The organism is Mediterraneibacter massiliensis, from assembly GCF_001487105.1.
Lineage (GTDB): Bacteria > Bacillota > Clostridia > Lachnospirales > Lachnospiraceae > Mediterraneibacter > Mediterraneibacter massiliensis.
Genome location: NZ_LN913001.1, coordinates 1227280 through 1253753, shown reverse-complemented (window position 1 = coordinate 1253753; position 26474 = coordinate 1227280). Strand labels below are relative to the sequence as shown.

Sequence of the window (26474 nt, the reverse complement as noted above, 5' to 3'; positions counted from 1 at the left end):
CCGCCATACCGCCGCCTGTACATCGATCCTGCAGTATTTAGTTTATCAAATACATATAGGAAATGCAACGTTTTGTCCCTCTTTCCTTGCCAGAGAACCCCAAAATATATTATGATAAGAAAAGTTCCCGGACAGAAAGGAGAATAAAATGGAAATTGAGCGTAAATTTTTGATCGATCCAGATCAACTTCCCTTCCCCCTTACAGACCTTCCTTCCCATCACATAGAACAGGGGTACCTCTGCACAGAACCTGTCGTGCGTATACGCAGAGAAGACAATGACTATATTTTGACTTACAAGTCAAAAGGACTGATGATACGGGAGGAATACAATCTTCCTTTGACACAAGAAGCCTACGTACATCTGAGAACAAAAATTGACGGCAAACTGATCCAAAAAAGAAGATATCTTATCCCCGCCGGGCAAGGACTCACGGTCGAACTCGATGTGTTCGAAGGCGAACTTGCTCCGCTTTGCCTCGCCGAGGTAGAATTTCCAGATGAAGACTCTGCCAGATCCTATATCCCGCCCGAATGGTTTCAGAATGAAGTCACATATGATCCCAGCTATCATAACAGCAGTCTCAGTAAATAGCAACGCTTTGTGTCTATTCTGCATTTCTTTTCATTTCGTCGCATAAATATCCATTTATAGGGAAACTTGCTATAATAATGTGTACTATCAAATTCTGCGTAAATGGAGGTGTCAGTGTGTCGAATATACAGCTTGTAAGTAATCTATTGAGATTGCGGAAAACACATAATTACACGCAGCAGCAAGTCAGCGATATGCTGAATATTTCCAGACAAGCGTATTCTAATTATGAGACGAGCAAACGTACTCCGGATCTAGATTCTCTGATACGTCTTTCTCAGATTTATCATATTTCGCTGGATGAACTTGTAAACCACTCTTTTCGGCAGGACGGCATCCTGCAGGAACAGAAAGGTCCATATACTACCGCTCTGGAAATTTCATCCGCCGACACGATTTATCTGACACAAGAAGAAGTCACATTGATCCGCCAGTATCGCGATGCTTCTGACGATGACCGCAGACTGGTCAAAAAGGTGCTAAATGTGACCGATTCTCTATAGAAAAATCAGGAGAATATCCACAAATACGAGGATATTCTCCTGATTTTTCAGCTTATTTCAATTAAACATCTTATTATATCTATTTTTTAATTCCGTTCTATATTCTTACAGGCATTTACTCCATCCACAACTTTTGCAGATATTACATCCTCCCTCAAATACAAGCGGCTCTCCACATTCCGGGCAATAGATTTTATCAATGGATGCTTCTGTCGTTACAGCCTTTGGCTTCGGTATCTTTTTCTCCTTCTTAGGTGCTCCTTCCGCCTTCTCCTGCAACTCCTCCTGCATTTCATTGTACATATCCAACAGCGCATTTCCCACTGCCATCGGACAGCAGGCGCCTTTGCTCGTATCTTTTCTGGTCACCCTGCGCGCTGTATAGGACGGACAGGATCCACTGGAATTCAGCTGATCTACGATTGTTTCGATATCAATGCCGCCTCTTGCACTGATCGAGATCATACGGGACAGCCCTACCATGAAGTTGTTACATCCTCCCGTAGACCCTTTACTTAAATAGGTTTCCAGCAAAGCGCCCGTATGTGGATCGAACAAGGCGATACAGTGCAGGCTGCCGCAGCCTGTGATCAATTTTCTCTTCTTGCCGACTACATCGTCTGTCACCAGCAGAATATCCCCTCTTTTTAACCCCTCTCCTGCCTTTACCTTCTTTACTTCTTTCGCCGTATCTGTATTTAAGATCCCGATCCGCTTACAGCCGTCGCGGAAGATCGTGATTCCTTTAAGACCTTTATCATAAGCATACATGTAGAGTCCTTCTGTCTCTTCCACCGTAAAACTGTTTGGCACATTAACTGTAGAACTGATCGAAGCATCGATGTGTTTCTGCCAGATAGACTGCATATCAATCCTCTGCCGATAATCCAGAGTCATCGCTGTCACAAAATAATCCGGGAGCAGTTTATCATCCTTTAATTCAAACTGCTTCATATAGCGCTCCACGATTTTCGTATAAACCTTGTAGTATACATCTTCTCCATGCAGCGACTCTGTTTTTCTCTCATAGTAATTTGCATAGATCGGCTCGATCCCACCAGAAATCCCCAGCATAGTAGACAGTGTTCCCGTTGGCGCGATCGTAAGGAGCTGCGAATTCCGCAGTCCATATTTACGGACCATTTCTTTTGTCTTTTCTGTTGTGTTCGCAAGAAAATACGGTGTTTCTTCAATCTCTTCTGTCTGGCAGGCCGGAAATGTTCCCAGTTCTTTTGCCAGCTTCGCAGATGCCATGATCGCGGCGTCCGCCATCGCAAACCCGATTTTGTCACACATGTTTACCGCATCTTCTTCCCCATATGTCAGTCCCAGTTTGATCAGACAGTCTGCCAGTCCCATGATCCCCAGTCCAATCTGACGCCACTTTTTCACACTCTCCTGCTGCTCTTTCAAAGGATGCAGAGGAAGTCCTTCTTCCAATACTTCGTTTAATGCGCACACGGAAGCCTGTACACATTTTTTAAAATCTTCAAAGTCAAATACCGCGTTTTCCGTAAATGCATCCTGCACAAATTCTGCCAAATTCAGACTGCCAAGCAGACAGCTCCCGCCTGCGGGCAGCGGTTCTTCTGCACACGGATTGACGCCTGCATAGGAAAAACTTTTTGTATTGCTCAGCAGATTCCAGCTTGTGATCCGATCCCAGAATAAAGCGCCCGGCTCCGCATAATCCCAGTTTGTCTCTGCAATCTTTCGGAACATCTCTCTCGCATTGACTTTTTTTTCTATCACTTCTCCCGTTGCCGCTCTCTCATAATGCAGAAGATAGTCTTTATTCTCCTTTACTGCATCCATAAAATCTTTGTGGATCCGAATAGATATATTCGCCTTGGTCACCTTATCCAAATCCGTTTTGAGGTCGATAAATTCCTCTACATCCGGATGTGAACTGTCAATGGAGATCATCAGCGCACCCCTTCTGCCATTTTGACCGATCAGTCCCGTTACGAGAGAATACAGATCCATAAAGGATACAGAACCACTTGTCTCCTTCGCAGCATTATTGATCTTCGCTCCCCGCGGACTTAGATTGGATATATCTATTCCACATCCTCCGCCGTAGCTGTATGTCCTGGCCAGCTTCTTTGCACAGTCAAAAATACTTTCAATCTCATCTTCCGGCGGCGCGATTACATAGCAATTTGAATACGTGACTTTCCTTCCTTCCTTATGAAGTCCCCGATTCGATAATATCCTGCCCCCAAACAGGAATTTCTTCTCCCGGACATATCCTTCGATCTCCTCATTTCCTCCGCTTACACGATGCAGCCAATCCTCAAAGGATTCTCCCTCATTACAGTACTTCTTCGTCCATATATCTATACCAAGCTGATTGCCTTCTCCCAGCCATTCCTCTACTGTCATTTTTCCTTCCTTTCTTTTATCTTGTTATTTTGTTTCTCTTATTTACTGTTTCTGTTCCCAGACATATGCCAGAAACAGAAAATCCACTGCCCTCTATGGCAGTACAGGCTCTGCAACTTTGTCTGCCGGAAATACAATCTGAAGCTTTCTTCTTACTTCGTCCATCATCTCCATCTCCATAGCAGAAATGTGAAGTGCTTCCTCAGACGGCAGTTTTTCCTCAATCAGATCACACCATTTCTCGATCTCATACAGCATATTATTTTCCGGTTTCTGAATCCGAATCTTTTCGTCCTCTTTTTTTCTGTAAAGAATCCTTAGTTCTTTCGGATCCACGAGCCTGTCAATGATCAAAATACCTTCTTCTCCCTGTATCTCGCTCTCTGCCATTCCATTTGTAATCTTAGAGTAAGAAAGTTCTGCCAGCATATCAGGATACCCTGCCAAGATTGTTCCTTCCCCGTCCACTCCATTTTCTAAAAACACCGCGTCCGCCTGTATTCTGTCCGGTTTTCCAAAGAGCAGAAGAAGCGGATGCACACAATATACACCTATATCCATCAGCGCCCCATTGGACAGTTCCGGTTTAAATGCATTCTCGATCTGTCCAACTTTAAATTTATCATACCTGGAAGAATACTGACAAAAACGAAACGACGCTCTTCTGATCTTTCCCAACTTAGGCAAATTTTCTTTTACAGCTGCCATGCCCGGATCATAGGCTGGACGCATTGCCTCCAAAAGTACGACATTATTTGTCATTGCCGCCTGTCTCATCCTCATAAATTCTTTGTAGTTGCTGCAGATTGGTTTTTCACAGAGTACATGTTTTTTATGTTCCAACATAAGCACCGCCTGTTCACAATGCAAAAAATTCGGGCTTGCTATATAGACTGCATCGATTTCTTCCGCCTCTGCCAATTCTGTCAAATCTGTATACACCGTGTTTACACCGTGCTTTTTCGCAAACTGCTCTCCTGTATCTCTGGAACGGGAATACACCGCAGTATGCATAAGACGCGAACACTGTCCCGCCGCCTCCAAAAATAGATCCACAATAAAATTTGTACCGATTGTCGCAAAACGTATCATCTGTTTTCCTCCAATAATCCTATGTTTTTTTCTTCCAGCACCTGTATTGCTTTTAAGAGCATCCAGCATATAGGCGTATCTACACCTGTCTCCTTACCCATGCGTACGACCGCCCCCGCAAACATCTCGATTTCCGTTTTTCTCTTATTTTCCAGATCCTGCAGTGTGGATGGCTTGTTATAAAAAGGAATTCTGTACAACGCTTCTTTCTGCCGATTCAACTGTTCATCTGTCAGTATAATTCCTTTTTTCAGGGCGATCTGCTGCACTTCCCGCATCGCCGCCATCCGGATTTCATCTGCCGGTTCACTTTTTATCAATGAACCAAAGGGAATGCCAAGCAGGGCACAGGGAAGATTCTCTCCGATATTGCAGGCGAATTTATGCCAGATACCATGCAGCATATCCTTTTGTATCTGAAAAGGGATATCACTCTTTTCAAATAACCGGGCTATCGCCTGCACCCGCTGTGTATAAGGCTCTTCATTTTCCTTTTCCCCAAAATATACCTTTCCGCTATATGGGTTGAATTCTGTCTTTCCGTCTTTCATCACGATCGATACTCTCATATAGGAGTATAAAACATGTTCCCAACCATACTCGTACGCAAGTTTCTCCTCACTGTCCACACCGTTCATCACACAGAGTATCTGTGTATCTTCTCCCACAAATTGGCGGATATCCTGTATCGCCTGCTCAAGGCTTGTATCCTTGACAGCCATGATAACCAGATCCACCCTTTTTCCTTCTTTTGGCGGCAGGATACGGAATCGATGCACTACGCCGTTTACCGTAATTCCCTGCTCTTCCAAACGCTTCTTTCTTTCTCCTTCTGCGATCACACAGAACTTATCTTTTCCCAGGCATGCTTCCAGCCGCGGCGCAAAAAAAGAACCCATCGCACCAAGACCGATGAGCGCTACACTATTTATCTCCATCGTTCTTCCTCCTTTTTTCATATTATACACGAATTTTCTTTTAAAATCTATTTGCTTTATTCTGTTTTTTTGCTATAATAGCTAGGAAAACTTATGGAGACGTATCGAAGTGGTCATAACGAGCCGCACTCGAAATGCGGTTGTCCTTTTGGGGCACGTGGGTTCGAATCCCACCGTCTCCGCTTTTTTTATTTCTAATATTTTATATTTGTATATATCCTTCTGCGGCGAAACTATAACTTTTCCGTTAGATAGGGAGTGATAATATGAAATTGACCTCTGAACGGCTTACCAATGCAAACATTTCCCAGACTATGAACAATATTATTCAAGATATTCGAAATATTGGCATGCACTTTGCAATGCTAGAGGATATAAATACAGATTTAGCTGAGGAGATTATTCAAAATGTATCGGCTATAGACAACAAAAAATCTTGAAAAGCGGGTATGATGATATTATGTGTTTCGGCATACGAAACATTGATACAATAGACATACTTGCTGATTTCTTGTATAAATACTAAATAAGTAATACAAAATAACGTGGGCCTGCTTCATTTTAAAAGTAAGCCCGCGTTTTATATTTTTATTCTCTGTTTTTAATCACGCAGGGGGGCAAAACCTGTTCTTTTTTACGCGACTGAAATAATATGCATCGGAATACCCCACTTGTTCAGCTAATATAGACAGCGTAACCTCCTCACAGTAATTTTTGTGAATATATCCAAAGAGGATGTCTCACCTGTTTTGCAGCGCCCCTTTTATCCTTGTATCAATCTGTGTGTTTTCTCATCAATAGGAACACAGCACAACGATCTTCTGCGGCGTTGTCTGCGGCGGAATACTGAACGTCGTCGCCGTATAATATACAAGCAGATCTGCATTTTCCGGGAAACAAGTATATCTCTGTCCATTGGCTGTCATAATATTCGTAAATGGTGTCAGATTTAATTGCAGCGCATTGTTCTGCGCAGTCAGAGTCTCATCAAAATAATCCAGCATTACATTTTGTTCTCTTCTTAACACAGTGACCAGCTCTGCCTGATATTGCGGAGGGAAGATCGCCGGTGCAGGCAGACTTGTATCATAAAAGGCAGCTACCCGCATTCCCTTTCTTAATCTTACACTGTCGATCACCTGCGTCTCCGGCGAAATGATAAGATTGATTGTCTCCATATTACTATCTGTCATGATCGAAACCATCTGAGAACAGCAGTCGCTCCCGCTGGTCACATTCTGGATCGTCCCCGTTACTTTCTGGTAATTTTCATATGCCATGGCAAAAACCCCTTTTTTTTATGATATGCGAAAACCATGGATCAGTGCAGAACTATAAAAAGAAGCCCGCGAACGAGCTTCTTATATTGCGCCGAACAGCTTTTATGACCAGACATCTCGACGCGTCGTATCTTCTATTCTTCTGTATGAATTGCATCTACCGGGCAATTGTCTCTTGCTTCTCTGACTGTATCCTCCGTCGCCTCGCAAATCTCTCCCACAGCCTGCGCTACCTGATCCTCATTTATCTCAAAGACCTCCGGACAGATGGATGCACAAAGGCCGCAGCCAATACAGTTTTCGTCTACATACGCTTTCATATATTTGCTCCTTTTCCATAATAATACCGTTTTGGATGTTTTTGGTCGCACACCTGCTTCCATGCAGCAGACGAAGAAGCCTATAGATAAAAAGCATCTTAAATCTTTCGTCCACTTTTATATAAGTATGTGCCCAAATGTTTCAGATTATACATAAGCGTACGCTTCCGTCTAAATCTTTTACAATGTGATGTCCTTCAGATATGGATTCTGCGCCTCGTAGAACTTCTCTGCCTCCACGACTTCTGCAATAGCCGTATCTATCGGCATTTTCCCAAGTACCGGTATATCCAGTTCTGCTGCGATCTCATCAATATGACTTTCTCCGAACACTTTGATTTCTTTTCCGCAATCCGGACATTTTACATAACTGTAATTCTCTATGATCCCAAGTACCGGTATATCCATCTGCTTTGCCATATGATATGCCTTCTTTACGATCATCTGCACCAGATCCTGCGGCGACGTCACGATCACGACTCCGTCTACAGGAAGCGACTGGAATACAGTCAGCGGCACATCTCCTGTTCCCGGCGGCATATCCACAAACAGATAATCCAGATCTCCCCACATAACATCAGACCAGAACTGCTTTACCACACCTGCAATGACCGGACCTCTCCAGATGACCGGAGCAGATTCATCCTCCATGAGAAGATTCACAGACATGATCCTCGTCTCATCCTTTGCGATACACGGTAAAATCCCTTCTTCCGTTCCTCTTGCCATGCCATGCACACCATACATTTTAGGAATGGATGGTCCTGTGATATCTGCATCCAAAATACCTACTGTATATCCCTTTTCACGCATCATACGTGCCAAAGATGCTGTCACAAGAGATTTCCCAACGCCGCCTTTTCCGCTGATCACACCGATCACTTTCTTTACCTGCGTATACATATTAGCCGGTACGCGAAAATCCTCTTTTTTACTCTCACATGTAGACGCATGTTCACAGCCTGCGCAGGAAGACTCTGAACATCCTCCATTATTTTGTTCTTCTGCCATCTTTACATACCTTCTCTCTGCTTTCTTTTATTTCCTGTTTTTACAGTTTTCATCTGTACAGTCGATATACAGTATAACATATTTTCAGGAAGGAAAACACTCTTTTTATACATTTACCCTGCTATAATATCAGCTATCTTCTTCTCGCGTCACGATCTTCAGCCACTTGTAGCTTCTATACCGCTTATATGTGATCGGTAATTTGATCAGTTCATCACTCATCAGTATCATATATACGAGCGGTACCGGCAAATGCAGTATGAACGCGGCGATAAAACCTAACAAAATGGAACATCCCCACATCGTCCCTACATCCAGCAGCAACCCGAAACGTGTATCCCCGCCGGAACGAAAGATGCCTACGACCATTGTGGTGTTCCATGCCTGCCCGATCACGAAATAAGACATGACAAAAAACATAAATTTTAAATACTCTTTCGCCGCCATTGTCAGCGACAATGCTGCCGCTGCTAACGGAGCCGCCGCCAGGATCAAAAGTCCGCCGGCCAGACCCATAACGACACTTAAGAAAATAAACCGCCGCGCATATGCCTTGGCATGTTCCATCTTTTTCTCACCGATCGTCTTCCCCAGATAGATTGCTGCCGCGCTGGCAAGCCCGAATGCGACGACCGTCGCAAGCTGTCTTGCTACCTGCGCCACAGAATTTGCCGCTACTGCCGCACTGCCCAAGTGCCCCAAGATCGCTGTATTAGCAGCAGTGCCTAGACCCCACATGATTTCATTTGCTACGACGGGAAGCGAATATTTCATAAAATCCGAAAACAATGTCCTGTCCACATGCCAGATATAGGACACTTTCAATTTGATATCCTTATTAAAAAAACGCGCATACCCTGCCACGAGGCATATCTCCAGCACTCTCGCGCATACTGTTCCAATTGCCGCCCCTTTCACGCCCATTGCCGGACATCCGAATAAACCAAAGATGAAGATTGAATTCAGCGCCACATTGCACAGCAGAGAAAGCAGATAAACGACCGTCGCTACCACGACTCTCTCCACACTTCTCATCACATACAGATAGCCTTGCGTGATCCCCATCAAAACATAAGAAAAAGCGACGATCCGCAGATATGATACGCCCTGTTCTATGACTGCCGGATCATTTGTAAAAATCTTCATAAGCAGACCGGGCACCGCAAGTGCTGCTGCCATAAAAGCAGCTGTGACAAGGATCGCCGCTTTCACTGTCATTCCCAGGATCTTTTCGATTGCCTTTTTATCCTTCTTCCCCCAATACTGCGCTGTCAAAACAGTGGCTCCCGACGTCAGTCCAAACAAAAACAAGGTCATGATATATTGTACCTGCCCAGCAAGGGAAGCGCCCGAAAGCGCTTTTTCTCCTACCCTTCCCAGCATAATAACATCCGCCGCCGTCACTCCGACATTAATCAGATTTTGCAATGCCATAGGAATGACAAGCGCGATGACATTGTAGTAAAAAACTTTCCAGTCTATTCCCAGATTCTCTTCCTTTTCTCTTAAAAACATACTATCCCTCTCATTTCCTTTTCTCATCCGTTATTATAGCTGTTTTTCGAAAGGGATGTAAAGCATATTTTTCTGTTTTTCTCCTACCAGTGTTTTTCTCTTGATACCACAAATGTCACACACATAAACGCCAAGGCAAATACAAGCTGGATCCCGATCCCCTGCAGGACTTCTGTCCTGACGCTTCCTGTAATATCCCCAAACTCACTCAGGATCTGATTGACCTTCTCATACCAGTAGATCGGAAGAAACTGTGCCGCCGTCTTCACCGTCTTATTCATATACTCAAGCGGTACAAAGACTCCGCATACAAAGCACATGCCCAAAGTAAGCGTATTGACCAGTCCGCTAAGTGCATTGGAATTTTTTATTGCCAGTCCGCATAGATAAGCGATCGACAGAACAGTCAGTACCAGGACAAGCGAATTTAGCAAAAACCACACAAACCCTTCGCTCTTTATAAACCGCTGCCCATACAGCAATATTCCCACCGCCGTCAAGATCGTCCACAAGGCAAGCGACAGAATACATGCCGCCGCTATCCCTTCCGCGCTCTGCCTCTGTCTCGATACAGCAGATGCCTGCATTCTGCGTGACAGCTCGCCTCTTCTGAAGCCTAACAAGATATACCCCAATATATAACATATAACACTCATAACAAGATAAGGCATATATTGATAATAAAACGTATAGTCCGGTGTTTTTCCTACATTCTTCTTTGTATCAAGCAAGGTAATCTCTGCACTTTTTATATCCCGCATTTTTTCTGCAGCTTCTGCCTCTGTAAAATCTGCCGCTTCATAAATTTGGGCATACTGCAGGAAACTATTGATCTGTCGATCTATATAATATCCGGAAGAGGATCCCGGCAGCTTCACAACTTTCAAAGGTTCCCCTTCTGCGATACACGTCTGCGCAAAGGATTCCGGTATCCACAAAATATACTCTACATTCCGATAAAACAAATTTTCCTGCAGTACTTCTTTCTCATTTGGAAGAAGAACAATCTCATTCGTCCTTCCCAAATATTCTTTCAGACTGTCTGCCAGCACGCCTTCGTCCTCATCTACAATTCCAATAGGCACACTTGCTTTCTGATATCCCGGCGCCTTTTTCTCTCCTGCCGATACTTTTTGAAAGACTACGGTAACTACAAAGAAAATAGCAAGGTACATCATAAACAACCATATATTTTTCTTTGCGATTTTCATATATGCCTTAAATACTGTCATACCGTTCCCTCCTCACGATCAAAAACGCTCCGGTCACCATCAAGATACACAAACTCCCAAGAAGCATAAGATTTTTCATATAGCGCGCCGGATCATCATACACATTGATACTGTACAATGCATCCGCAATCACTGCCGCCGGATTCACGCGATTGAGAAAGGGTATATTTCTCTCCACAACATCCTTCATCGTACCATTGAACAAGCCTGCCAAGAAACTGCATAGCATAGAGACGCCGATCAAAATCCCAATCTTTACGCCTTCACCCATTTTCCCAATACTGCTGACAAACAGTCCCATAGAAACACCAAGCATACTTCCAAGGAGCGCGATCGGGATCATCTTCAGAAAATTACCGCCAAATGCCAGTCTAAATCCATATTTCAAATAAAGAAGCAGAACCATAATATTAAAAAAGTGTAATGCGAAAGAAATAAGGATTTCCATCAAAATATGTTTCATTTTGTGTACAGGACTGACACATCTGCGCGCGGCAAGCGCTGTCAGATTCGCCTGCAGACACATCGCCGACCCGAAGCCGATGAAACATCCGTATAAGCATGCCATTCCGATCAATGCATAGAAAAACTGCGCATTTCCGTCTGTCGTCTTACCTCCTAAAGATACCTGTTTGATATATACATCTTGTTTGGACAGACTCTTTATCACCATCTCGACTTTCTCCGGATGTTTCTGCGCTATATTTAACAGCACCTGTCTGCCATTCTCATAATTTTCAAGGAGAGTCTGCAAAATACTCTGAGAAATACCGTTTCCTCCTACAGTCAGAGAACGTTCTTTCCCTACATAGAAGATTCCTTGCACCTTTCCGGCCCGCAGAGTTTTTTCCGCTTCTTTTTCCGTCATTTCCTCCGTGCGGAGCAGTCCGTTTTCTGTCTCCTTTTTTACACTTACTGCAGCAAGAAACTGCAAAAACACTTTCTGTTCTTCTTTTACGCTCTCGCTTTGTACTTCCTGTTTCACGACTGCGACCGGGATCGTCTCAAAATCCGCTTCTGAAATATTTCCAAACGAGAGATAGAAGAAGGTAGCTAGAAGCAAAGGAAAGAAGAAGGGCCAAAATACAGTGCTTAAATTCCTAAGCTTTGCTTTCCCTGTATATTTGATCAAATCCAGCATTACCGTTCCCTCCTTTAATCCCGAAGCTGTTTTCCTGTAATTTCCAAAAACACATCGTTGAGTGTGGGCAGTTCGGAAAATACCCTGCCAAAATCAATCTCTCTTTCCTGCATATAGGTTAGAATACGGATCAGATTGTGCTTCGCCTTAGTACACCGCACCGTTAATATCTGCTCTTTATACAGCACTTCAAAAACATGTGGTATCTCCTGGATCTCCTGAAGCTGCTCTTCTGTCAGGGCAACAGCCTCAACTGTCACCATTTCTCCCATCTTTATCATGCTTTTTAATTCTTCTTTTGTCCCTTCTGCCACGTTTCTCCCATGATCCATGATCGCGATCCGTGTGCAGATCTGCTCTACTTCTTCCATATAATGGGATGTATAAATGATCGTAGAGCCTTGCCGGTTCAATGCCTTCATCCCTTCCAAAATCTTATTTCTGCTCTGGGCGTCTACCGCCACTGTCGGTTCATCCAAAATGATCAATCTGGGCTTATGCGCGATCCCACAAGCTATGTTCAGTCTGCGCAGCAATCCACCGGATAGTTTCTTAGGGTACATCTTCTTAAACTCTGTAAGTTCCACAAATTCCAACGCCTCTTCCACCAGCTTTTTTCGCTCTTTCTTATCTCTTATATATAATCCGCAGAAATAATCAATATTTTCATACACATTCAATTCATCAAAAACTGCCACCTCCTGAAGGACGATCCCAATCTGTTTTTTTACCCGATAATTATCCGGCGCCATCTCTTCACCGAAAATACGGATATCGCCTCTGTCGTATTTTAACAGGGCCAACATACAGTTTATAGCCGTAGACTTCCCGCTGCCATTGGGTCCGAGCAGTCCGAAGATTTCTCCTTCCTCTACTTCCAGATTAAAATGATCTAACGCGACCAGACTGCCATATCGTTTTACCAGGTTTTTTATCTCGATGATCATATCCTTATCTCCTTCCTCTTGTTATCTCTTAGTATACATACTGATATTTTCTCTTTGCAGTGTAATCTGTCATAACTTCCATATGACAAATGTCATAACTCCTGTTTTTTCTTTGCTCTATCTCTCCTTTTGTACTATAATAAATCCAGGAAACTTAAAAACGCTCGCTGCCCTGCGAGCGTAAAAGGAGGGGCTTTCGCCGTCTGAATATGAAGCATTTTCTCAATCTGTGTTTACTTATGCTGACCGGTATTCTATGTCTGTTCTTTATAGAGCCAGACATTCAATATGTGTTCTCATTTTTGATGACCTTGATTTTTTACTGCCTGACCCGTATCATCACAAGAGATTTTTTACTTTACCTCTTATGCATTTGCGGCTTTTTTTCCGTCTTGTTCTATGCGGAATTCTTTTGCTTTTATCCTGTCTTTTTCTATATGCTTTTCTTGAAAAAACAGTATCTTCCGGCCATCCTAGGGGGGATTTCTTTTTTGATGATCGTACGTATGCATCTTTTCCCCTATCCTGTTCTCATACTTGTCTGTTTTGGTACACTGCTTGCTTTTTATCTCCAATATATGGCAACGCATTATGAAACTTTAGAGGCTCGTTTTCTTTGTACGCAGGATGACAGCCGTGAGCGTACGCTTCTGCTCGCAGAGAAAAACCGATCTCTGATGGAAAAGCAAAATTATGAAATCTATGCGGCCACATTGCGTGAACGTAACCGGATCGCCAGAGAGATCCATGACAATGTAGGGCATCTCCTCTCACGCTCCATCCTTCTTCTTGGAGCTGTAAAAGCAACAAATACCGACATCTGCCTGCATAGCACTATAGATTCCCTAGAAATGACATTAAACTCCGCCATGGATACGATCAGAAACAGCGTACATGACCTGCACGATGAAGCCATAAATTTAGAGGAGGCGATTGCTTCTGTCATAAAAGACTTCTCATTCTGTCCCGTACACTACTGCTATGACTGCGGCAGAGACGTTCCCAAAGATGTAAAATACAGCTTTATAAGTATTACAAAGGAAGCGCTTTCTAATATGATACGGCACAGCAATGCCACGAAAGCCTCCATTCTGATCCGAGAACACCCGGCACTCTATCAACTCTGTATCGAAGACAATGGTTCCAGCTATACGCCAAAGACTTACGGGATCGGTATTTCCAATATGAAAGAGCGTATCAGTGCCCTGCACGGCAATGTACAAATACTGACAGAAGACGGATTTAAAATATTTATCACAATTCCAAAGGAGACAACCTTATGAAACTGATCTTGATCGATGATGACTGCCTCGTTGTAAACGCTTTGCAGATGATCCTCACTGCCGTACCTGATTTTTGTGTGGCCGCGACTGCCTTCGACGGTCGGCAAGCCCTTCCCCTGTACAGAAAACACCGTCCGGATGTCCTTCTCATGGATATCCGGATGAAAGAAAGAAACGGTCTGGATGCTGCGGCAGATATACTGGCAGAATTTCCAGATGCGAAGATCTTGCTTCTGACGACTTTTTCTGATGATGAATATATTGTAAAAGCATTAAAAATAGGGGCAAAAGGATATCTTTTAAAACAAGACTATCAGACCATCGCTCCGGCGATACGTGCCGTCTGCTCCGGTCAGACTGTCTTTGGGAATGAGATTGTATCGCGTATCCCAGATCTTCTCCACAAACAGCCTGCGTTTGACTATGCCTCTTATGATATCAATGAACGAGAGACTGCTATCATCCGTCTTATAGCAGAAGGTTTAAGCAATAAAGAAATTGCCGCACAGCTATATTTAAGTGAGGGAACTGTACGGAATTATCTGAGTGCCATTCTGGATAAACTAAATTTAAGAGACCGCACGCAGCTTGCTGTTTTCTATTATCAAAACAAATAGGATATCTGTCTCGTCTGCACAAAAAAGTGGGTGTCGGAAATATTCCTGGCACCCACTTTTTCTGTGCTTTCAAGTTTTTTATTCTTCAAAAGCTTCTTTTACTTTATCCATAAATCCTTTTTTCTTAGACTTCTTTTCACTTTTTTCGGATACAGATTCATTCTGACGCAACGTATTCCCTGTCAACTCATCAAATCTGCGCAAAGCTTCTTTTGCCTCCTGGCTCAATCTCTCCGGTGTCTGGATGACTAAAGTGACATAATGGTCTCCTCTTACCTGCGAATTTCTCAGAGACGGCACACCTTTTCCTTTCAGACGTACTTTCGTATCTGTCTTCGTTCCCGCTTTTACCGTATAGAGCACGTCTCCATCCACAGTCGGGATCCTCACATCGCCGCCTAACGCCGCCTGCGCGAATGAAATCGGGACAGTGGAAAAAATATGCATATCCTGTCTCTGGAAGATGGGATGTCTGGATACATTGACTTCAACCAACAGATCTCCTCTCGGACCGCCGTTTACACCGGGTTCTCCCTTATCCCGTATACGCACGCTCTGCCCATTATCTATCCCTGCCGGAATCGTAACTTTAATTTTCTTCCTGCTGGATGTATACCCTGTTCCTGAACAGGAGGAACATTTTTCTTTGATTACTTTCCCTGAACCTCCGCAATTCGGACATGTCTGCACATTTTGTACAGTTCCAAAGAATGACTGGGAAGTATATACGACCTGACCTTTTCCTCCGCATTTCGGACATGTCTCCGGAGATGTCCCCGGTTTTGCCCCGGTTCCATGGCAGGCTTCGCAGGGATCTTTCAATACTAAGTCCAGTTCTTTTTCACACCCGAACACAGCCTCCTCGAATGTGATACGAATACTCTTCCTTATATTGCCGCCTCTCATCGGTCCGTTTCCGGCACGGCCGCTTCTCCTGCCACCGCCAAACAGATCTCCAAAAATATCTCCAAAAATGTCACTGAAATCAGCGCCGTTAAAATCAAAACCGCCGAATCCTCCTGCTCCCCCGGCGCCGCCTTCAAATGCCGCATGCCCGAACTGGTCATACTGTCTGCGTTTATCAGGGTCACTGAGTACTGCATACGCTTCTGATGCCTCTTTGAATTTTTTCTCTGCCTCGGCATCTCCCGGATTCATATCGGGATGGTACTTTTTAGCCAGGGCACGATAAGCCTTCTTAATCGCTGCTTCATCCGCGTCTCTGCCGACACCAAGCACCTCGTAATAATCTCTTTTTGACTCTGCCATAATACTATACTCTACCTTTCACTCTTTCATTCATCTTTTATACACGGCACAAAGAGTTCCGCAAACGGAACTCTTTGTGCGGCGTATCTGTCCTCGCAAAGCGTTGTAAGTGCTCTTAGACTTCCTTATAATCTCCGTCTACAACGTCGTCACCCTGGAAGCCGTCCGGTGCCGGTCCTGCCTCCGGTGCGGGGCCTCCTGCGGCTCCTGCTCCTGCTGCAGCTCCTGCCTGCTCATACATCTTTGTGAAAAGTTTCTGCGCGCTCTCCATCAATTTTTCTTTTGCAGCCTTGATTTCAGCTATCTGTGCTTCTGTAGCCTCCTCAGGAGTAGATTTTGCCAACACGTCTTTCAATGCCTGACAGTCTGCCTCAACTGCTGCTTTATCATTTGCATCCAACTTATCGCCCACTTCTTTGAGAGCCTTTTCTGTCTGGAATACCATAGTGTCTGCTTCATTTCTTGTATCGATCGCTTCTTTTCTCTTCTTGTCCTGCGCCTCAAATTCTGCTGCTTCTTTCACAGCCTTGTCAATATCTGCGTCTGACATGTTAGAACCTGCGGTGATCGTGATATGCTGTTCTTTTCCTGTTCCCAGATCTTTTGCAGATACATTTACAATACCATTTGCATCAATATCGAATGTAACCTCGATCTGCGGTATTCCGCGTGGAGCCGGCGGAATACCATCCAGTCTGAACTGACCAAGTGATTTATTATCTTTTGCGAACTGTCTCTCGCCCTGCACTACATTAATATCTACTGCTGTCTGATTATCTGCTGCTGTAGAGAAAATCTGGCTCTTCTTTGTAGGGATCGTCGTATTTCTCTCGATCAACCTTGTAGCGACACCGCCCATTGTCTCAATAGACAGTGACAACGGAGTAACATCCAGAAGAAGGATATCTCCTGCGCCTGCGTCTCCGGCAAGTTTTCCTCCCTGTACAGAAGCGCCCAGCGCAACACATTCGTCCGGATTCAGGGACTTGCTTGGTTCTCTTCCCGTCAGACGTTTTACTTCTTCCTGCACAGCCGGTATACGTGTAGAACCGCCGACAAGCAGCACCTGCCCTAATTCAGATGCGGTCAGTCCTGCGTCAGAAAGTGCTCTCTTCACAGGTTCTGCTGTTTTATCAACAAGATCTCTTGTCAACTCGTCAAATTTTGCTCTTGTCAGATTCATATCAAAATGCTTCGGCCCTTCTGCTGTTGCTGTGATGAACGGAAGGTTGATATTCGTCGTTGTAGCAGAAGAAAGTTCTTTTTTCGCTTTTTCTGCGGCCTCTTTTAATCTCTGGAGAGCCATCTTATCTGTAGATAAATCTACGCCTTCTTTTGCTTTAAAGTCAGCAAGCATATAATCTGTAATCTTCTGGTCAAAGTCGTCTCCGCCCAGTCTGTTGTTTCCTGCCGTTGCAAGTACTTCGATGACTCCGTCGCCAATCTCGATGATCGAAACATCAAAGGTTCCGCCGCCCAAGTCATATACCATAATCTTCTGCTCTTTTTCATTATCCAGGCCATAGGCAAGTGCGGCAGCCGTAGGCTCATTGATGATACGTTTTACATCCAGGCCCGCGATTTTACCGGCATCCTTTGTCGCCTGACGCTGTGCGTCATTAAAATAAGCCGGAACAGTGATCACTGCTTCTGTAACTTTCTCACCTAAGTATCCTTCTGCATCTGCTTTGAGCTTCTGCAGGATCATAGCCGAAATTTCCTGTGGTGAATATTTCTTTCCGTCGATATCTTCCTTATGGTCTGAGCCCATCTCTCTTTTGATCGATGAGATCGTCCTGCTTGCATTCGTTACTGCCTGACGCTTTGCCGGCTCACCGACTAAACGTTCTCCTGTCTTTGTAAATGCTACGACAGACGGTGTCGTTCTCGCGCCTTCTGTATTCGCGATGACTGTGGGCTGCCCACCTTCCATAACAGCCACACAGCTGTTTGTTGTGCCTAAGTCAATTCCTATTATTTTTCCCATACTAAGATTCCTCCTTCATTGATCTTCTGATCTATTTCTTTATTCTGTTTATGGAATATTAATTTGCTACTTTTACCATACTGTGCCTTACCACGCTGTCTCTGTATGTGTACCCTTTCTGGAACTCTTCTGTGATGATATTCTCTCCCAGTTCCTCATCCTCTACATGCATCACTGCATTATGAAAATCCGGATCAAATTCCTTGCCGACTGCTTCTATCGGTCTTACTTCAAGGGCTTCCAGTGTTGTCATCAATTGTTTATAAATCTTCTCCATTCCTTCTGCAAAAGGATTGCCCTTTTCCTCTTCCTTCACCGCTGCGAGCCCTCTCTCGAAATTATCGACAACTGGAAGGATCTTTTCAATCACATCTTTTGCTCCGATTTCATACATCTGTGATTTTTCTTTATCTGTACGCTTTCGGAAATTATCAAATTCCGCCATCTGCCGCGTCAGCCGATCTGTAAGTTCTTCTATTTTCTCATCCTTTTTGTCTTTCTTCGGCTTTTTAGAAAACAACTTCTTCTTTTCTGGCTTTTCACTTTCAGTATCTTCTACGTCTTGCTCCGTGCCTTCCTCGGTCTGTTCTTCTTTTGTCTCTTCTGCTTCAGCTGCTTTTGTCTCTTCTGCATTTACGCTGTCTTCATCTTTTTTCTGCTTTTCACTTGCCTTTGCTTTTGCCTCTTCAACAGCTTCTTTTACCATATCTTCTTTGCTCATCTTTTCATCCACTGATTTTTCACCTTCCTATTCTTTCGACTCTTTACTGTAAATCGCATCCAACTCATTTTGCAAAGTTTTCAGCGTTTTCATGACATGTTCATAATCCATACGTTTAGGACCGATGATACCGATCGTTCCTTTCATGCCTTCTCCCAGTTCGTATGTTGCTGTCACTACACTGCAGTCCTTCATCGTCTTAACAGGCGTCTCATCTCCGATATACACCTGGATCCCATGATTGTCCTCACTGGCAAGCGTCTCCGTCACCAGATCAGCTAGCTGCTGCTTTTCCTCAAATGCACTGATGATCTCCTGGGCGCTCTGCTTATCGCTCAATTCCGGATATTTGAAAATATTCGTCGCGCCGCTCGTATAAATCTCCATATCATCTTCTACATGGATGATCTCCGCCACTGCGTCCAGCACATTTCCGATCACCTGGCTGTGGATACCTGCCTGCTCTTTTAACCGCGCGATCAGCCCCAGTGTGATCTGATCGATCGACATCCCGTTCAATGTTGTATTCAGCAGCATATTCAGCTTCAGAAGGTTTTCATTACTTAAGCTTTCGCCAACTTCAATGATCTTATTCTTGATTACATTCCCTCCCATTACAATAACAGCCACGATCTGTTCTTCATCCACCTGGGACAACTGGATGAACTTCAGTGTATTGCGGTTGTTCATAGGAGACGATACCATGGTCGCATAATTGGTATTTGCGGCAAGCACCTTTGCCGCCTGCTGCAAGACCTGCTCCACCTTCCCCGTCTTCTCAAGCATTGTATTTTTCAGTTCTGTAATCTCCTGCTCTTTTTCCTCCATCAGCATATCGACATATAGCCGATATCCCTTGTCAGAAGGAATCCGCCCCGCAGATGTATGCGGCTGGAAAATATAACCCAAGTCTTCCAGATCCGCCATCTCGTTCCGGATCGTCGCAGAACTTAAATTCAGTTCTGTATATTTGGAAAGGGTCCTTGAACCAACAGGTTCTCCTGTCTCAAGATAGTTCTGGATGATTGCCTTTAGTATCGTCAGTTTTCTTTCATTTAAACCTGTGTCCGTCACCATCTTATTCTCCCTTCCTAAAGTTTATTAGCACTCTTTAGTTTTGAGTGCTAACACCTTACGTATATTAAGATAGCACTAGGATTTGTGTTTGTCAACACTGTTTATACATTTTTTAGGATTAGAAAGGCAAAAGATATACTTTCCTATATTATCTGTCAAAAATAAATTTTTCAAATACATAGTTGCTGATATCTATGCCGAAATCTGTCAGGGAAAGGAAGCCGCCCTGCTCTTTTAAAAGTCCCTCTTTTTTTAGCTTTCGGATCGGTTCTCCATATACGCTGTATACTTCTCTTCCAAACCGATCAAAAAATTCCGCGTAAGAGATCCCTTTCATTTTGCGGAGCCCCAGAAACATAAATTCTTCCATCTGCTCCTCTATGCTTAAGATCTCCGTGCCGACTCTCGCAGAAGCAGACGGCTGTCCAGTCTCAAAGATCTGAAGATACTCGTCTAAACTGCTTGTATTGGAAAAACGTCGTTCCCCTATCAAAGACGCGGCGCCAAGTCCCAGGCCTAGGTATTCTTTTCGTTCCCAATATCCTAGATTATGACGGCATGCATATCCCTTCTTTGCATAATTTGAGATTTCATACCTTTCGTATCCGTATACTTTTAAAATGCGCTCTGTTCTTTTGTACATCTCCCGGTCTGCATCTTCTCCTGGAAGCGCCGGCATATCCTGCTTTTCCTGTGGTCGTTCTCCGTTTATATACCAGGTATAAAAGGGCGTACCTTCCTCCAATATCAGGCTATATGCTGAGATATGTTCCGGTTTTGCTTCTGCCGTTTTTTTCAAAGTCCGCTCCCAACTCTCAATATCTTGTCCCGGGATCGCAGAAATCAGATCTACATTAATATTCTCAAAACCGCAGCTCCGTGCCATATGAAATGTATCTGCAAATTCCTCAAATGTGTGTATCCTGCCCAAAAATTCTAATTCCCGATCGTCCGCCGACTGCAGTCCGATACTCAGACGATTGATCCCGGACGCTTTCCACTGTCTTAATTTTTCCGCCGATACAGTGCCGGGGTTTACTTCTATCGTAATCTCGGGTTTCTCTGCAAATGTAAATATCTGATGTAGCGCGCGGAAAATCCGCGCCGTTTCTTCTGCTGCTAAAATGGACGGAGTTCCTCCGCCCATAAAAATTGTTGTCACTATATATTGCTGTGCAAATATGCTCTGGCTCTCTATCTCGCAGATCAACGCATCTACATATCGCCGCATCGTTTCTTCATCCGCAGGCGCAGACAAAAAATCACAATATGCGCATTTCCTGACGCAAAATGGTATATGCAGATACAATTCTAGTTCTTTTCTCATATCAATCATCATCCAATTTTAAAACACTCATGAATGCTTTCTGTGGAATTTCTACATTTCCTATCTGGCGCATTCTCTTCTTTCCTTCCTTTTGCTTCTCCAACAATTTCTTCTTACGGGAAATATCACCGCCGTAGCATTTTGCCAAAACGTCTTTTCGCATCGCGCGGACAGTTTCTCTGGCAATGATCTTACTGCCGACCGCCGCCTGGATAGGAATTTCAAAAAGCTGACGGGGGATTTCTTCTTTTAATTTTTCACACATTTTTCTTCCCCGTTCATATGCGCTTCCGCTAAAGACGATGAAGGACAGTGCATCTACTTCTTCTTTGTTGATAAGAATATCCAGCTTCACCAGTTCAGAACGTTCATATCCCAACATCTCGTAATCAAAAGAAGCATAGCCTCTGGAACGAGATTTCAAGGCATCAAAGAAATCGTAGATGATCTCATTTAGCGGAAGATGATAATGAAGAACCGCCCGTTTTTCTTCAATATACTCCATTCCCTGGTATACCCCCCGGCGTTCCTGGCATAGATCCATGATCGCACCGATAAATTCAGATGTCACCATAATCTCTGCCTTTACCATTGGTTCTTCCATATAATCAATCTCCGCCGGATCCGGCAGATTCGTCGGATTCGTCAGATCGATCACTTCCCCATTTGTCTTATGCACCTTATAGATAACACTTGGCGCCGTTGTCACCAGATCCAAATTATATTCTCTTTCTAAACGTTCCTGAATGATCTCCAAATGCAGAAGTCCCAGGAAGCCACAGCGGAATCCAAAACCGAGCGCAACAGACGTCTCTGCTTCAAACTGCAGGGCAGCGTCATTTAACTGTAGTTTTTCCAAGGCATCTCTAAGGTCCGGATACTTTGCGCCGTCCGCTGGATATAAACCACAATACACCATCGGATTGACCTTCTTATATCCCGGAAGCGGCTCGGCACATGGTTCCTGCGCATTGGTCACCGTGTCACCTACTCTTGTATCTTTTACATTCTTAAGACTCGCCGTTATATATCCTACCATACCGGCGCTCAGTTCCTGGCATGGTATAAACTGTCCTGCGCCGAAGTATCCGACTTCCACCACATCTGCCACAGCGCCTGTAGCCATCATTTTGATCGGAGTTCCCTTTTTTACTGTTCCTTCTTTGATCCTGCAGAACACGATCACCCCCTTATACGCGTCATATACGGAGTCAAAGATCAGCGCCTTTAGAGGCGCCGCCGCATCTCCGCCCGGCGCGGGAATCTTCGTGATGATCTGTTCCAATACGTCTTCCACATGCAGCCCCGTCTTAGCCGATATAAGCGGTGCCTCATCCGCCTCGATACCGATCACATCTTCAATTTCTTCTTTGACCCGATCCGGATCCGCGCTTGGCAGATCGATCTTATTGATGACCGGCATGACATCCAAGTCATGATCCAGGGCAAGATACACATTCGCCAGCGTCTGCGCTTCCACCCCCTGTGCCGCGTCCACGACCAGAATGGCGCCGTCGCACGCCGCAAGACTTCTGGATACCTCGTAATTAAAATCTACATGCCCAGGAGTGTCTATCAGATTAAAAATATATTCTTCCCCATCCTTTGCCTTGTAGACAGTCCTGACCGCCTGCGCCTTGATCGTGATCCCTCTCTCCCTCTCCAGCTCCATATTGTCCAGCACCTGGGACTGCATCTCCCGGCTTGTCAAAAGCCCTGTTTTCTCAATGATACGATCTGCCAATGTCGACTTTCCATGATCGATATGTGCGATGATACAAAAATTTCGTATTTTACTCTGTTCTATCTCGGACACTTCTTTTCCTCCTGTTATATCCCGTATTTTTCTCTATTTTTTACAGTTTTTCTGATTACCCGCGGAATATTTCACTAAAAACAATTCCACTGCCAGATGATCTGTCAAAAGCCCCGTTTTTACTCTCTGTTCAATGTCGGCGGCATCTTCCATGATCAGGCGCAGTTCCCGGCTCTTAAAATATTTCTCCTGCTCCATATATTTTCCCGCCGCGAACGGATGGAGCCCTGCTTTTGCCGCGATTTCCTTTCTGCCATATCCCTTTCCGATCAGCTCTTTTACATGAAATAAGATCCGGTACTGCCTTGCCAAAAGGAATAAGATCCGCATAGGCGGTTCTTTTAAAGCAAGCAGTTCATAATACAGATCCAACGCCTTTTTCTGTTTCTTCTCTGCCACTGCGTTGACCATGTCAAAAATATGATTTGTCATCTGTGTTACACAGACAGCGTCAATATCTTCCTTTGTGATGCTGTTCCGTTCCATAGTATAACAAAACAGCTTTTCAAGTTCCCGCAGAATATTCTCCATATCGGTTCCGATCTTATTCAGAAAATATACGATACAGTTCTCTGAAATCTGCTTATTCTCTTTTCGTACGAGCCCTGCTACCCACCGTTTCAAAGTCCCCTCATCCTGCATAGAAAGCTCAACAATACGCCCTTTTGCCTTTACTGCCTTATACAGTTTACTGCGTTTATCTACTTCACTTTCTACAAAAAGGAAGAAAGAAGTCTGCGGCATTTCTTTTACATATTCTGCCAAATCCGCACCTGCGCTCTTAAAAAAGCCGGTATTTTCAAATACCAAAAGCCTGCGCTCAGAAAAAAAAGGAAGCGTCTCTGCCAGGTCTATCACCTCTTTTACATCCACATTCTTCCCTTCATAATACGCATAGTTCATCGTATCCCCTTCTGGAAGCATTGCTTTTGTAAGCCGTTCCTTATACTGTTTCTTCAAATATCCTTCCTCTCCATAGAGAAGATATATTTGTTTAAATTGTCCTGTTTTTAAATCTTCATTTAAACTCTTCATAGCTTCTCTATTATATATGAAGTTCTTCCTGTTTGACAAGAGGTTTATCTGACTGTTCCCTGACTGCGTGCTTCATTTTACATATCCTTGTATCCGTATACTCTGTCCGTCACTTTCTATTGTGATTGCTCCATTGTCCTGGGTAGAATAGAGCCTACTTCCCTGCGTCTTAAGTCTTTTAAGTACTTCTTCATGGGGATGCCCATAACGGTTTTCTATTCCTGCAGAGATCAGAGCGATCTCTGGATCTACCTGTTCTAAAAATCTTTGCCCACTGGAGCCCTTGGAACCATGATGAGCCACTTTTAATATCTCATAAGTCCCCCGTATTTCCTCTTTAACCAATGTCTGTTCACTTTGTCCTTCTATATCCCCTGTCAGCAGAATGTCCAGATTTTTATAGGAAATATCCAATACCATAGAAGCCTCATTCCCTTTCTCCTGATCATATTCCTGGTCGGGATGCAGACAGACAATTTTCATTTTTCCTTCTGTGAGTCGATCTCCTTTTCCCATCACCAAAACTTTTGTGTCATTTTGAACTGCCGTCTGTGCCAGATCTGTCAGTTTCTCGTCCCACACCTGCTCTGGCGGAAGAACCAGATTTTTTATGCGGACTCCTATCTTCTGCCTTTCCAGCAATTCTTTTGTTCCATTTATGTGGTCTTCATCACCATGAGAAATCAAAATATAGTCCAGTGTGTCTACTGCTCCTGACAAAAGATATGGCTCTATCCTGTACTTTCCCACCATAGATACATCGCTGCTTCCACCGTCGATCAGATACCTCTTGCCTTTCGGTCCTCTTATGAAAATCCCATCCCCTTGCCCCACATCCAGAACTACTATTTCCATCCCTGTTTTTATACGGTGGCTGCACATACAGGCAGCTGGCAAAATAAACGCTGCCGCCGCAAACCCTCCGACAGCTTTCCATGCTCTTTTTCTCTGCCTGTCTTTCTCTGCCTGTTCGTCTGTACTCTGCTTTCTATCCCTGTCTTTTTTGTTGTAAAACCATATGCAGATTCCTGCCAGTACGACATAATACAGCAGCATATATATTTTGGGCGGTCTGCCTGTCACCACACGACTTCCCGGCAGTCTGCCTGCCAAGGTACATGCTTTGTCATAAAAAAACAAGATCCCTTTGCACAGAAATAACACCTTTTTCCCTGCGCTTTTCGCAAAAAGAAGGAGCCCAGAACCCAAAAGCCCTGCCGACATAAAAAGCGGCATCAGCGGAATAATGAGCATATTCAAAAATATAGAATAAGGCGGGATTTCAAAATAAAAATATAGCATGGGCCCAAGAAGTGCCAGATTGACTGCTGCGCTGGCACACAATCCTCGAAGACAATGCTTTTTTACTCTTACCTGTACTTTCCGTTTTTCTTCCCCGCCGGATATTAGCCCCTTCTCCAGGATAGGAAGCAGAAGGAGCAGTCCGGCAAGGGAACCAAAAGAAAGCAAAAAGGAAGCATCCAGCACGCTGAGTGGTGAAGACACCGCCACAATCGCTGCCGCCAGAGAAAGGCTTGTCGCCATATCATATTGTCTGCCGGACACCTCCGCCCCCATGCGTATGGCAAACATAAGAAGCGCACGTATACTGGAGATCCCTGCCCCTGTCATCATAGTATATAACAGCATAAAAACGGCAGATACTGCGCCGGATACTGCAAAAGGCAGACCCAAACGGCGCAGTATCTTATACAGCCCCATTCCGATAAATGACATGTGCAGCCCGGAAATAGCCAATATATGTCCAATCCCTGTCTTACGGAATCCCTCCTTCATAGATTCGTCAAGTCCTGCCTTTTCCCCCAGCAAGACCGCACTGACTCCGTTTCCATAATACCCGCCTAATATCTCGATGAGACTATTTTTCCACCTATATTTAAGTGCTGTCAGTTTCTCTCTCACGGCCGCCGTATCGGCGCTGATCACTTCTATGCTGTCTGCCCATAAAAGTGCGTGGATCCCCTGTCTACGGTAATAAAATCTAGTATCAAAATTCCCGCGGTTTCTCGCTGTTTCAAAAACCTCTGCTGCTCCTTGTACATATACCTGATTTCCTATTTTTACCTGTTCTTTGGATATATTTGGTTTGAGATAAACCAGAATTTTAGATTCTTCTATGATCTGCGTTTTACACTTTCCACTTATTCGTATATTTTTTATATAAAACGCCTGTACATGTTCTTTTTCTTCCCGCTTATATACTGTCCCACTTATTGCTGTATCCTCCCCTGGGACAGCGCTTTTTTCTGGCCGGGAGAGCTCTTGTTTTTTAGAATCTTGGAGTTCTCCCGCCAGTACTGTCACAATACCCAGAAGAAAAAGTGACAGTACACATAAGGGTCTCTTTATCATACTTTCATTT

Annotated in this window: 24 protein-coding genes and 1 tRNA gene; 6 read left to right on the top strand and 19 right to left on the bottom strand. The window is 44.2% G+C overall.

The window, feature by feature from the left end; all coding sequences use genetic code 11:
• The first annotated feature begins 148 nt into the window (after nucleotides 1-148).
• Both BN3282_RS10310 and BN3282_RS10305 read left to right on the top strand, forming a co-directional pair.
• Nucleotides 149-595 carry a CYTH domain-containing protein gene (locus BN3282_RS10310; RefSeq protein ID WP_059068932.1) on the top strand — a complete coding sequence of 149 codons (447 nt, stop codon included), beginning with the start codon at nucleotides 149-151 and terminating at the stop codon, nucleotides 593-595.
• A gap of 116 nt (nucleotides 596-711) precedes the next feature.
• Nucleotides 712-1098, top strand: a complete 387-nt coding sequence (locus tag BN3282_RS10305; RefSeq protein ID WP_059070383.1) for a helix-turn-helix transcriptional regulator — start codon at nucleotides 712-714, stop codon at nucleotides 1096-1098.
• A gap of 105 nt (nucleotides 1099-1203) precedes the next feature.
• On the opposite strand, the gene BN3282_RS10300 is transcribed toward BN3282_RS10305, so the two are convergent.
• From BN3282_RS10300 to BN3282_RS10290, 3 genes are all read right to left on the bottom strand, one after another.
• Nucleotides 1204-3483 (bottom strand): adenosylcobalamin-dependent ribonucleoside-diphosphate reductase, encoded by a 2280-nt coding sequence (locus BN3282_RS10300; RefSeq protein WP_059068930.1) that lies wholly within the window; start codon nucleotides 3481-3483, stop codon nucleotides 1204-1206.
• A gap of 93 nt (nucleotides 3484-3576) precedes the next feature.
• Nucleotides 3577-4575 carry a Gfo/Idh/MocA family protein gene (locus tag BN3282_RS10295; RefSeq protein ID WP_059068928.1) on the bottom strand — a complete coding sequence of 333 codons (999 nt, stop codon included), beginning with the start codon at nucleotides 4573-4575 and terminating at the stop codon, nucleotides 3577-3579.
• Nucleotides 4572-5513 (bottom strand): ketopantoate reductase family protein, encoded by a 942-nt coding sequence (locus BN3282_RS10290; protein WP_059068926.1) that lies wholly within the window; start codon nucleotides 5511-5513, stop codon nucleotides 4572-4574. The genes BN3282_RS10295 and BN3282_RS10290 overlap by 4 nt, the downstream gene beginning before the upstream one ends.
• A 95-nt stretch (nucleotides 5514-5608) precedes the next feature.
• Here BN3282_RS10290 and BN3282_RS10285 point away from each other — a divergent pair.
• Together BN3282_RS10285 and BN3282_RS15105 are read left to right on the top strand one after the other, a co-directional pair.
• Nucleotides 5609-5695, top strand: a tRNA-Ser gene (locus BN3282_RS10285).
• Between the two features lie 84 nt (nucleotides 5696-5779).
• Nucleotides 5780-5953, top strand: a complete 174-nt coding sequence (locus BN3282_RS15105) for a hypothetical protein (protein WP_162858242.1) — start codon at nucleotides 5780-5782, stop codon at nucleotides 5951-5953.
• A 165-nt stretch (nucleotides 5954-6118) separates the two neighbouring features.
• Here the strand turns inward: BN3282_RS15105 and BN3282_RS15615 are convergent, their stop codons facing one another.
• The 8 genes from BN3282_RS15615 to BN3282_RS10250 form a co-directional block, all read right to left on the bottom strand.
• Nucleotides 6119-6235, bottom strand: coding sequence for an AraC family transcriptional regulator (locus BN3282_RS15615; RefSeq protein WP_408606327.1), 117 nt, complete (start codon nucleotides 6233-6235; stop codon nucleotides 6119-6121).
• A 72-nt stretch (nucleotides 6236-6307) separates the two neighbouring features.
• Nucleotides 6308-6793 carry a hypothetical protein gene (locus BN3282_RS10280; protein ID WP_059068924.1) on the bottom strand — a complete coding sequence of 162 codons (486 nt, stop codon included), beginning with the start codon at nucleotides 6791-6793 and terminating at the stop codon, nucleotides 6308-6310.
• A gap of 134 nt (nucleotides 6794-6927) precedes the next feature.
• Entirely contained in the window at nucleotides 6928-7113 is a 186-nt protein-coding gene (locus BN3282_RS10275) for a ferredoxin (RefSeq protein WP_059068922.1), read from the bottom strand.
• A gap of 180 nt (nucleotides 7114-7293) precedes the next feature.
• Nucleotides 7294-8124, bottom strand: coding sequence for an Mrp/NBP35 family ATP-binding protein (locus tag BN3282_RS10270; protein ID WP_059068921.1), 831 nt, complete (start codon nucleotides 8122-8124; stop codon nucleotides 7294-7296).
• Between the two features lie 129 nt (nucleotides 8125-8253).
• Nucleotides 8254-9639: an MATE family efflux transporter gene (locus BN3282_RS10265; RefSeq protein ID WP_059068919.1), complete on the bottom strand. Its 1386-nt coding sequence runs from the start codon at nucleotides 9637-9639 to the stop codon at nucleotides 8254-8256.
• Nucleotides 9640-9722: 83 nt separating this feature from the next.
• A complete protein-coding gene (locus BN3282_RS10260) occupies nucleotides 9723-10871 on the bottom strand; it encodes an ABC transporter permease (RefSeq protein WP_059068918.1) in 1149 nt (382 codons plus the stop codon).
• Nucleotides 10858-12012 (bottom strand): ABC transporter permease, encoded by a 1155-nt coding sequence (locus tag BN3282_RS10255; protein ID WP_059068916.1) that lies wholly within the window; start codon nucleotides 12010-12012, stop codon nucleotides 10858-10860. The genes BN3282_RS10260 and BN3282_RS10255 overlap by 14 nt, the downstream gene beginning before the upstream one ends.
• 14 nt (nucleotides 12013-12026) lie before the next feature.
• Nucleotides 12027-12956, bottom strand: a complete 930-nt coding sequence (locus tag BN3282_RS10250) for an ABC transporter ATP-binding protein (RefSeq protein WP_059070381.1) — start codon at nucleotides 12954-12956, stop codon at nucleotides 12027-12029.
• A gap of 581 nt (nucleotides 12957-13537) precedes the next feature.
• Between BN3282_RS10250 and BN3282_RS10245 the strand changes: the two genes are divergently transcribed.
• Together BN3282_RS10245 and BN3282_RS10240 are read left to right on the top strand one after the other, a co-directional pair.
• A complete protein-coding gene (locus tag BN3282_RS10245; protein ID WP_242866628.1) occupies nucleotides 13538-14242 on the top strand; it encodes a sensor histidine kinase in 705 nt (234 codons plus the stop codon).
• Complete coding sequence (locus BN3282_RS10240) at nucleotides 14239-14859, top strand: response regulator (protein ID WP_059068912.1); 621 nt, start codon at nucleotides 14239-14241, stop codon at nucleotides 14857-14859. Before BN3282_RS10245 ends, BN3282_RS10240 begins: the two co-directional genes overlap by 4 nt.
• A gap of 78 nt (nucleotides 14860-14937) precedes the next feature.
• On the opposite strand, the gene dnaJ is transcribed toward BN3282_RS10240, so the two are convergent.
• From dnaJ to BN3282_RS10200, 8 genes are all read right to left on the bottom strand, one after another.
• The gene (gene dnaJ / locus BN3282_RS10235; protein ID WP_059068910.1) at nucleotides 14938-16128 is read right to left on the bottom strand and encodes a molecular chaperone DnaJ; all 1191 of its coding nucleotides are present in this window, start codon (nucleotides 16126-16128) and stop codon (nucleotides 14938-14940) included.
• Between the two features lie 115 nt (nucleotides 16129-16243).
• On the bottom strand, nucleotides 16244-18115 hold the full coding sequence (gene dnaK / locus BN3282_RS10230; RefSeq protein WP_059068909.1) for a molecular chaperone DnaK: 1872 nt from the start codon (nucleotides 18113-18115) through the stop codon (nucleotides 16244-16246).
• A gap of 58 nt (nucleotides 18116-18173) precedes the next feature.
• On the bottom strand, nucleotides 18174-18836 hold the full coding sequence (gene grpE / locus BN3282_RS10225; RefSeq protein ID WP_059070380.1) for a nucleotide exchange factor GrpE: 663 nt from the start codon (nucleotides 18834-18836) through the stop codon (nucleotides 18174-18176).
• Nucleotides 18837-18863: 27 nt separating this feature from the next.
• The gene (gene hrcA, locus BN3282_RS10220) at nucleotides 18864-19913 is read right to left on the bottom strand and encodes a heat-inducible transcriptional repressor HrcA (RefSeq protein ID WP_059068907.1); all 1050 of its coding nucleotides are present in this window, start codon (nucleotides 19911-19913) and stop codon (nucleotides 18864-18866) included.
• 148 nt (nucleotides 19914-20061) lie between these two features.
• Nucleotides 20062-21240: a radical SAM family heme chaperone HemW gene (hemW, locus tag BN3282_RS10215; protein WP_059070378.1), complete on the bottom strand. Its 1179-nt coding sequence runs from the start codon at nucleotides 21238-21240 to the stop codon at nucleotides 20062-20064.
• 1 nt (nucleotide 21241) lies between these two features.
• The gene (gene lepA / locus BN3282_RS10210; protein WP_059068904.1) at nucleotides 21242-23056 is read right to left on the bottom strand and encodes a translation elongation factor 4; all 1815 of its coding nucleotides are present in this window, start codon (nucleotides 23054-23056) and stop codon (nucleotides 21242-21244) included.
• Between the two features lie 33 nt (nucleotides 23057-23089).
• Nucleotides 23090-24091 (bottom strand): DNA polymerase III subunit delta, encoded by a 1002-nt coding sequence (gene holA, locus BN3282_RS10205; protein WP_059068903.1) that lies wholly within the window; start codon nucleotides 24089-24091, stop codon nucleotides 23090-23092.
• 72 nt (nucleotides 24092-24163) lie between these two features.
• Nucleotides 24164-26464, bottom strand: a complete 2301-nt coding sequence (locus BN3282_RS10200; protein ID WP_059068901.1) for a ComEC/Rec2 family competence protein — start codon at nucleotides 26462-26464, stop codon at nucleotides 24164-24166.
• Nucleotides 26465-26474: the final 10 nt, after the last annotated feature.

Bases quoted from the DNA above. Each gene is read 5' to 3' on its own strand.
- BN3282_RS10310 (WP_059068932.1), top strand. From the start codon at position 149: ATGGAAATTGAGCGTAAATTTTTGATCGATCCAGATCAACTTCCCTTC.
- BN3282_RS10300 (WP_059068930.1), bottom strand. From the start codon at position 3,483: ATGACAGTAGAGGAATGGCTGGGAGAAGGCAATCAGCTTGGTATAGAT.
- BN3282_RS10295 (WP_059068928.1), bottom strand. From the start codon at position 4,575: ATGATACGTTTTGCGACAATCGGTACAAATTTTATTGTGGATCTATTT.
- BN3282_RS10290 (WP_059068926.1), bottom strand. From the start codon at position 5,513: ATGGAGATAAATAGTGTAGCGCTCATCGGTCTTGGTGCGATGGGTTCT.
- BN3282_RS15105 (WP_162858242.1), top strand. From the start codon at position 5,780: ATGAAATTGACCTCTGAACGGCTTACCAATGCAAACATTTCCCAGACT.
- BN3282_RS10280 (WP_059068924.1), bottom strand. From the start codon at position 6,793: ATGGCATATGAAAATTACCAGAAAGTAACGGGGACGATCCAGAATGTG.
- BN3282_RS10275 (WP_059068922.1), bottom strand. From the start codon at position 7,113: ATGAAAGCGTATGTAGACGAAAACTGTATTGGCTGCGGCCTTTGTGCA.
- BN3282_RS10270 (WP_059068921.1), bottom strand. From the start codon at position 8,124: ATGGCAGAAGAACAAAATAATGGAGGATGTTCAGAGTCTTCCTGCGCA.
- BN3282_RS10265 (WP_059068919.1), bottom strand. From the start codon at position 9,639: ATGTTTTTAAGAGAAAAGGAAGAGAATCTGGGAATAGACTGGAAAGTT.
- BN3282_RS10260 (WP_059068918.1), bottom strand. From the start codon at position 10,871: ATGACAGTATTTAAGGCATATATGAAAATCGCAAAGAAAAATATATGG.
- BN3282_RS10255 (WP_059068916.1), bottom strand. From the start codon at position 12,012: ATGCTGGATTTGATCAAATATACAGGGAAAGCAAAGCTTAGGAATTTA.
- BN3282_RS10245 (WP_242866628.1), top strand. From the start codon at position 13,538: ATGGCAACGCATTATGAAACTTTAGAGGCTCGTTTTCTTTGTACGCAG.
- BN3282_RS10240 (WP_059068912.1), top strand. From the start codon at position 14,239: ATGAAACTGATCTTGATCGATGATGACTGCCTCGTTGTAAACGCTTTG.
- dnaJ (WP_059068910.1), bottom strand. From the start codon at position 16,128: ATGGCAGAGTCAAAAAGAGATTATTACGAGGTGCTTGGTGTCGGCAGA.
- dnaK (WP_059068909.1), bottom strand. From the start codon at position 18,115: ATGGGAAAAATAATAGGAATTGACTTAGGCACAACAAACAGCTGTGTG.
- grpE (WP_059070380.1), bottom strand. From the start codon at position 18,836: ATGAGCAAAGAAGATATGGTAAAAGAAGCTGTTGAAGAGGCAAAAGCA.
- hrcA (WP_059068907.1), bottom strand. From the start codon at position 19,913: ATGGTGACGGACACAGGTTTAAATGAAAGAAAACTGACGATACTAAAG.
- hemW (WP_059070378.1), bottom strand. From the start codon at position 21,240: ATGAGAAAAGAACTAGAATTGTATCTGCATATACCATTTTGCGTCAGG.
- holA (WP_059068903.1), bottom strand. From the start codon at position 24,091: ATGAAGAGTTTAAATGAAGATTTAAAAACAGGACAATTTAAACAAATA.
- BN3282_RS10200 (WP_059068901.1), bottom strand. From the start codon at position 26,464: ATGATAAAGAGACCCTTATGTGTACTGTCACTTTTTCTTCTGGGTATT.